Source organism: Armatimonadota bacterium (assembly GCA_020354555.1).
In the GTDB taxonomy this organism is placed as follows: Bacteria; Armatimonadota; Hebobacteria.
Map to the genome: position 1 here is coordinate 2,167,827 of CP070648.1, position 7,909 is coordinate 2,175,735.

Consider the following 7,909-nt stretch of genomic DNA (forward strand, 5'->3'; position numbering starts at 1 on the left):
GGGCCGAATTGGTCGATCTTCTCCTGGGTCACGACTTCGGTCGAGCCGCCGGGAACGAAGATGGGGCTGCATGGCAACTTGCCGCCGAAGATAGCTCCCATCTGGTGGGCCTTCCGCCGCATCTGCAGAGCCTGCACGTAGTGCTGCACGAGGCCGACAGCAGTGGTCCCCGTCACCATATCTGGCGTCACGTATCGAGGCACCCAGGGCGACATGTCGAGGATGCCGGTGGTGTTGATGTAGTCCGGGGCTGCAAGATTGTAGAAGTGGAGGATGTGCGACATGATGAAGTTGGCGCCGAGTACGAGATTGCGCACGATTCTGCCGTTATCCGGGGGCAGCACCCCAAAGGCGGAGTCGAGGTTCATGGCGGCTGCCATGCCGTGGGAGATTGGACACACCCCACAGATCCGTTGGGTGTAGTGGACGGCATCCACCGGGTCCCGGCCCTGGAGCATAATCTCGAAGCCGCGGAACATGGTCCCCGAGCTATGGGCGTCTACGACCTGGGGGACGCCCCCCACCTCGTCGACGGTCACCTCGATGTCTAGATGTCCCTCGATGCGCGTCGTCGGGTCGAGCTTTATGGTATGCATCTGAACCTCCTCTATCCCATGGCTACGCTGTTTCGAAGCAAGGAGTCCACTTCTACCGGTCGTCGAGCCTTACCACGCGGGTCCGTCGGCGCCTCGCGCGCTGACCTTCACCTTCCCCTCCTCCAGCGTGAAGAACGGAGACATCCCGTCCGGGAACTCGGGCTCCGTGCATCCCTGACACGGGCTCCTGGCCCCGACGCACCAGTTCACGCCGGTCTCGCCTGCCCCGCCACTGTTCCATCGACGGAACGGACAATCGGAAACGGCCCACCTCCCCTTACAGCCGAGTCTGCTGAGACAGCCCTCTTCGCTCAGGGTCGAGGCGAAGAGGTTGCGATCGAAGAACTTCTGCCTGTTCGGGCACTGGCTGTGGACCGTGTGCTGGAAGTAATCGGTGGGCCGACGGAGGTTATCCAGCCGGGGGATCGCGCCATGGGTCAGGATGTAGGCAATGGTTCCCACAACCCAGTCCGGATGTGCCGGGCAGCCCGGGATGTTGATGACCGGCCTGTGCCCGACTACGTCCGCTACGCCTTGCGCTCGTGTCGGGTTGGGGCTCCCCCCGGCCATGCCGCCGTAGGAGGCGCACGTACCCACAGCAATGGTGACCAGAGCGTTCTCGCTGAAACGGCGGACTCCCTTGAGTGCTGTCATCCCCGGCCAGAGGTAGCAGTACTCCCCTCCCACGGCCGTCGGGATGGCGCCCTCGACCACAAGCACGTAACCGCCCTGGGCGTAGGCCGCTTCAGCCGCCGATACGGCCGCTTCTCCCGCAGCGGCCATCACGGTCGGGTGGTACTCCAGATCCAGGGTGTTGAGCAGGAGGTCGTCAATCGTAGTGTAGTAGATGCTGTTTAACAGCGATACCGAGCAGCCGGTGCACCCCTGGGCCTGTAACCATACGACACGAGCGCCGTCCTCGGCCGCCAATGCCTGTTTACCGTTGAAGAGCAGAGGTCCAATGCCAAGCGCCGCAGCCGCGGCCGCAGAACCCTTTAGGAAATCGCGACGGCTGATGTTCATTGATCGCCCTCCTTGTTCTCTATAGGTCGGCTCCATCCAATCAGATTCCTGCTTCATCGCCAGCATCGGCTATCGGCTCGACCTCTACTGGCGCCGAAGTACGAATACTGGCATCGTACCTTGCCCTTCGGCGGCTGGCTTCTGAGGGCCTCAGGCCCTTCTCCTCCGTCCTCCTACGCCCCAGAGCGAGTCCCGCTTCTTCGGCAGATAAGCGGGAGTCGTCGCCGATCTCCGCTAATCGCTCCCAAGGGGTGCCGCCGATAAGCCGTAGCGCTCGCGCTGAGCTCTCGCTCAGCAATCGCTTGAAAAGATCGCGCCTGGCAAAGCCCATAAGATGTCGCTCCTCAGATAGCATGACATCAAAGGAGAAAGGTGCTCACGCCCCTGGTGGCAGAGTGCCGCAGACGCCTGACGCGCGTTGACGCAAGCTGACGCCGCGCCACAACGCTCACCACCTGCACGGCTTCTCTCCACGCCGGGATCGGCTTCCCCGTAGCAGCCAGCAACTACGGGTCTCACCCGCGCCTGGCCGCTACAGCCGGTCTCATGGACGGCTAACCGCGACGCCGACCTCCTTGGCAACCTAGCAACACATTTCGCTTTCTCTGTCCGGCAAGCGCTTCCTCTTGCCGTTTTCGCGGGAACTCGGCTCGAATGTAAGGGTTTGGATGTGAATCGGTGGCTGCCACGACCGCGCCAGCGGCGCTCAGTCCCAGACGCTTGAGGATGATAGCGATACGCGGGTTCGAAAACGCGATAGTCCTACTCCGGATGGCAATGGAAACCTTTGCCAGCGATGGGCGGGTTTGAGTTCAGAATCGCCGTTTTCTCTAACTGTGGACTGATTGGGGCACATCCCCAGCTCTTGCAGAAACAGAGAGGCGAAAGGGCTTTCTTGGGGCAAAACGGGGCCGAACGGCAGGCACCAAGTCCACAGCTTTCCGCGGCCGCTGTGCGCCACAATCGCGCGAATCGTGCGCGTGAATCGGCCACCAGGGCATGAAGGCCCTGCGGCCTCCGTTTTCAGAGAGAGAGGTTTCGAGCACAAAGGCATGGTGGAGGAAAACGACCTGAGATCGTAACTTTCTCTAACCGTGGACGAGGTGGCAGATTTCGATGTCAGGACGTTTTGGCTACCGGGTGGGAATCGAAACCGCGTCTGAGCGGGCGTGATCGGCGGTGCCTGCCGGCCCACTGCGCCCCCATCACCAGCGCGGGGACGATGACAACAACAGATGCAGCAAAGACCTCCATGCCAGTTCCGCTCCTCGACGCGACGGCGGCGCCCAAAGGCGCCGCGCTCTGGCCGGAGATGATACAAGAGCAACGCCGGGCACACAACCCCGGCCCAACCCAGGCCCCGGCGCTAGGCCGGCTTCGCGGGCGGTTGACAAGGACATTTGTGCTCAAGTGGCTGAAGTTGAGATTCTCTTTGCCGGGTAAACTCACGCCCTCTTCCCGTTACGATTGACTTGTCTTCCTCAATAGCGCCGATCAATTGCATCAACTTCCACGCGCTGTTGTCCCATCTCATCTCGTAGCCTCTGGCGCGGGCATTCTGCTCCATTTCGAAACGCTCTTTCTCATTGAACACCAGGTAATCAAGTCCCTGCGCAATCTGATCCACCGAAGGCTCTGCCGGGTCCACCAGCACTCCCCTCGATGTCAGTATCGCTCCCGTGTCATCCGAGTCAACGCCGAGCAGTTCCTTCGCGTACATTGTTTTCGATGATATCGGCACCCTGCCTGATCCAATTGTGTCCGCCAGGATTCCGCTGGATACCTGCTCCGGATTGAGATAAGCAAGTATCATCGTGTTGGTTGCGCCGTACAGCGCCCGCAGCAAATCCTCGTTCAGATAGGCCTCGAGAAAGCAGACATCATATTCGTCGAAATCCACTCCGCGCAGGCCTCCTACTTCGCAGTATCGCAATCCGGAATCCGCGAGCGTCTCATGCAGCAGTCTGCGATACTCCCGGTACGCGTCGCCGCCGGCGGATTCCACGAATCCCGGATGATATTGACCGGCGATCAGGTAGACGATGTCCTGCCGCTGCTTCTCGGTGCACGACGCGTCAAGGAATCTCGCGTAGGCTCTGACGCCGTAGTGAACGCCCTTGTCCGGCGAAAGAAGGCCGAGAGTCGTGGCGAGGAATTTGCTCTCCAAGCCGTATTCCTGTTTGATATGCAGTCTGTCCGTTTTCGTGATGTCGCGGATTCGTATCCCATGATCTATATGCGTGATTTTCGATCGGTCTATGCCGTAGGTAGCGTTGAGAATATCAATCGCTCCGCTGAGGGTGACGAGGAGTCCATCCGTGTTCTCAACCAGCGCCTGCAGAGTTCGACTTTGGTGGGCGTTCGGGTGTCTCAGGACGGTATGAAGATAGGCCAGTGTCGTCAATCCCTCGTCGTGCAGACGCTTGGCCATATCGACATAGTTGGTGCCCATTGCGTCTCTGCCGTCGAGACCGTATTCGTGCTGCAGTATTACGATGTGGGGGTAATCGTCAGTTTGCGCTTTGGCCTTGATGTCCGAGGCGGCCTCGCGCCACGACTGTGGATCGTACTGGTCGATGACGAGATCGACCGGAATGCTGTAGGATCTGTCATCGTTGGCAATAGCCGCCACTCGTATGTCGCCCACGGCGGAAAGCCTCGCCAGAGCAGTGGCCAGATTCTCTGAGAATCGTCCGATGCCACATACCCTGGGCGGGTAGCTGCTGACGAGACGGATGCTGTACTTCATGGTGCGCCCTCCACGTGCAAAGGACAACTGGCGTATGACAGTTTCAGTGAATCAGGCGGGGGGGTCGTGCTCCGCGCGTCTCACAACACGAGCCGGGCAGCAGCGAAGAAAGGTCGCAGAGTGTAGCGGCACAATCGGTGTTGCCGGTCCTCAGGGATGCTGTGATGGATCAAGGGATGGACTGCGGCACCGCTCCGGACTCCCGGCTGTTGCCTCCTGTGGCCCGCGACAAGCCTACGATAGTCCTCACGCCTCGCCACAACGCTCCCCACCTGCAGCGCTTTTCTCCGCGCCAGGATCGCTTCCCTGTGGGCGGAGGAGACATCGAGCGGGAGAAGCGGAGAATGGGGCTGAGGGCGACAGTTGCAGAGGCTGCGGCGTGTTGCCCCCGTAGGACAGGAGCGGCCCGTCATTCACTCAAATCTGCAACATGCCGAATGTGCCAAGAACGCGGAGGGCGCACAGGTCGTTGGCCATGGCACTCGCGTGGAACCGACCCCTGCTTTGGCGGGAATCCAGCGAAGCAAGGAAGATGAGCTGCGATTGCGTGGTCGCTTGACTTGTCCGTCCCACGGCCCGATAATCAGACGCTCACTATCCTGCACCGCATGAGATGTACGCGGCTGCCGGGATGGACATTTCCATGGCATTGACATCGCCGGAGGGCATACCGATAACCGTTCGAGCGATCGAGAGAGGCGATCTCGGTTGTGTCCTGCTGCGCTGCTTGCCGGACGGAGGGAATATCGAAGGCCTGTTCAATGACCAAGGCACCATCGGCATGGCGGCCTGGGCGGGCGACCGGTGTGTAGGGCAACTGCACTGCTATCGAGTCATTCTGCCGGAGGGCATGAGTAAGCGCTGGCCGGAATGGAGCCGGTGGTTGCCCGAATCTTCGTGGTGGTCAGAGGCGGCACATACGTCTAGACTTGGGTTAGGCGGCCCGGCATGGTGTCACGCTTGCTTCCATGTGGGAAGGACGCTGGAAAGCGCCGCGGTGACAGATGATCCCGATCCTCGCTATCACGGGCGAGGCATTGGCACAGCGCTGTGCAGGGAATCGGTCAGGTGGGCCCGGCACCGCGACTATGCCCTGGTGGTCGCGCTTGGCGCGCCGGAAGGACTGTTGGAGTACGCGGCGTGGGCCGGTCAGCTTCCGTGGACGACCTACGCCAAACTGGGATTCGGAGTCGTCGGTTTCGAGGTGCAAAGCAAACTGATACCCGGATGGGCAGAGGGCAACTCCCCGCCGGAAGTGATGGCGGAGGTGCGCGCCGCGATGGCGAGGGGGCGCCCAAAGAGCGACTTCTGCTCGCGGGTGATGGCGCTCGATCTGAGGCGTGTCCCCGCTACCGAGTGAGACAGGAACAGAGCCATGTTGCCGTATGATGTCGCTCCTCAGATAGCATGAAACGAGAAAGGTGTCCAGGCCCCTGGCGGCAGAGTGCTGCTGATTACTGCCAGGAAACGACGCCTCGTCACAACCCTCCCCAACCGCAGCGCTTTTCTCCGCGCCAGGATGGCTTCCCTGGGGGCGGAGGAGGCATCGGGCGGGAGGAGCGGAGAGTGGGCCTGGGGGTGACGGTTGCGGGGCTTGGTATGTAGGTCGCCTCGAGCAGGAAGCCCCGCTCATTGATCGAGAAGTCCAACTTAGCATTCGCCCTATTCTTGCGGAGGACGTACATCTCGTGGAAAGGGGTAGGGTCACACCGGCCGTCGCCCGTCGAATAGCGCTCGGCGAGGTGCACGAAGCCATCGCCCGCCAGGGCGAAGGGCACGCCCGGGGCAAGACGGTGATCAGCGTGTGAGCGTCGAACACCCGACGGAGATTCTCGATGTTGAGGCGATTCGCGGTAGACTCTCCCAAAGCTAGAAGCAAGCTCGCAGCGGCAGTCGCGAAATCCGTGGACGGCAGGATCGTTCGGAACGCCGTGCTCCATGTCGACTCGCCGAGGACGGGGATCCGCGGCACCTGGGCCAACGGCATAGCGGACGAGCGGAACGGGCGTCCCATGCGGCCGGACACACCCTTCCTCTCGGCTAGCGTCGGCAAGATCGTCATGGCTGCGACGGCATTCGATCTGGCGGCAGCGCGCGCTATTGACGTCGACGCACCGATCGCGACGTGGATCGCCAAGAGTGTGCTCAAGGGTTTGCCGGTTGCGGGTGGAGAGCAGGCCGTCGAGCAGATCACGGCGCGCATGTTAATGGCCAATCGCTCTGGTTTGCCGGACTACTTCAACAGCGATATGCACCCATCCGCGGATGGTGCTCCGGGCCTCGTGGAGCTGATGTTGGCCGAACCGCAACGGACTTGGAGCCGCGCCCAGCTCGTCGGCTACGCACGGGACCACTACAAGGCGTTCGCCGCGCCCGGCAATAAGTTCCTCTATTCCGACCTCAACTGGGACCTACTGGGGATGGTCTTCGAAGGGGCGACGCAACGACCGTTTCACCAGGTGGTTCACGAACGGGTACTCGACCCGCTTGGGATGACGCACACCTGGTACCACGTTTTCGAGCCCGCCCCGGAGGGGGCCGGCCATTTCGCGGATACCTTTTCAGGCGACACTAACCTCGCCGGGTTGCCATGCCTTACGCTCGACCAGGCCGGCGGTGGGTTGGCTACCACCGCAGAGGATCTGGGCAAGCTGATGCGCGGCCTGAAAGCCGGACGCCCGGTGGGGCTGGATTTGCTGGGATCGGATTGGTCAGAGGACGCCATCAGGCGCGGCCTCGACTACGGCTATGGCACGTGGCGTTGGCGCCCAGGCCGGATGTTCTTCGCCTTGTGGCAGCTCCCTCACCTGATCGGTGTCTCAGGATCCAACAACTCGTATGCCTACGTGACCGGAACCGGGGACGTCGTCACGGGGACAATGAACCAGATGGACCACCCATCGAGGCATGTGAAGTTTGTTCTCTCAACGGTCCTGCCGGTGCTGGCTCGGGCAAGGGAACGGCGCCCGGAGTAATGCAGTCAACCGAGCACGAGGGGCAGGGCGAGGTCCTATTGCATACTGCGGCCTTCACGTCACACACTTGGCTCAGCCGGCCAGTCGTTCCATGAGCTTCGCTCGCGGCCCTCGGACCATCAACCAGACCCCAAAGACCAGCCCGAACATTGATGTCCCGTGCGCGTCTGTTCCCGCGGCCGGCCCTCGCCTTCGTGCACCAGCTTCGGGGCCTTCCAGCACAACCATACGGGTGTCCCACGGCCACTTAACATCCACAGTTGCCCTCGAGACCGGCGCCATCATCGCACCAGACGTACGCGCCGCCGACGTGGCGGCCACTGTATCAGTCGAAACAGATCGTAGCAGACGGAGTCTTCGGGCGCCAGAATACCCAAACAAGTATGGCGGTCAACACGAACAGGCCACTGGTTAGCAGCGCACCTAGCGGAGTGGCAACATCATCATTGGGAAGCAAGACATGCGCTGTGTTACCCACGGCATGGAGCAAGATCATGAGCAAGACGCTCTCGCCTGCGTTATTATAGACCCGGACCATCAGAAATCGAGAACTTAGCATTGCGATA

General features: G+C 61.4%; 6 protein-coding genes. 3 read left to right on the forward strand and 3 right to left on the reverse strand.

Features of this window, described 5'->3' with window-relative positions:
• The 3 genes from JSV65_08880 to JSV65_08890 all read right to left on the reverse strand — a co-directional run.
• Positions 1-596 (reverse strand): nickel-dependent hydrogenase large subunit (locus JSV65_08880; GenBank protein UCH36450.1); only part of this gene is annotated, 596 nt, incomplete at its 3' end.
• A gap of 69 nt (positions 597-665) precedes the next feature.
• Positions 666-1,619 carry a hydrogenase small subunit gene (locus JSV65_08885; GenBank protein ID UCH36451.1) on the reverse strand — a complete coding sequence of 318 codons (954 nt, stop codon included), beginning with the start codon at positions 1,617-1,619 and terminating at the stop codon, positions 666-668.
• Between the two features lie 1,366 nt (positions 1,620-2,985).
• A complete protein-coding gene (locus JSV65_08890; GenBank protein UCH36452.1) occupies positions 2,986-4,368 on the reverse strand; it encodes a hypothetical protein in 1,383 nt (460 codons plus the stop codon).
• A 643-nt stretch (positions 4,369-5,011) separates the two neighbouring features.
• On the opposite strand from JSV65_08890, the gene JSV65_08895 reads away from it, so the two are divergent.
• The 3 genes from JSV65_08895 to JSV65_08905 all read left to right on the forward strand — a co-directional run bounded on the left by JSV65_08895 (position 5,012) and on the right by JSV65_08905 (position 7,343).
• Positions 5,012-5,728 carry a GNAT family N-acetyltransferase gene (locus tag JSV65_08895; GenBank protein UCH36453.1) on the forward strand — a complete coding sequence of 239 codons (717 nt, stop codon included), beginning with the start codon at positions 5,012-5,014 and terminating at the stop codon, positions 5,726-5,728.
• Positions 5,729-6,056: 328 nt separating this feature from the next.
• A complete protein-coding gene (locus tag JSV65_08900) occupies positions 6,057-6,176 on the forward strand; it encodes a zinc-binding dehydrogenase (GenBank protein UCH36454.1) in 120 nt (39 codons plus the stop codon).
• 27 nt (positions 6,177-6,203) lie between these two features.
• Positions 6,204-7,343 (forward strand): beta-lactamase family protein, encoded by a 1,140-nt coding sequence (locus JSV65_08905; GenBank protein ID UCH36455.1) that lies wholly within the window; start codon positions 6,204-6,206, stop codon positions 7,341-7,343.
• Positions 7,344-7,909 lie beyond the last annotated feature (566 nt).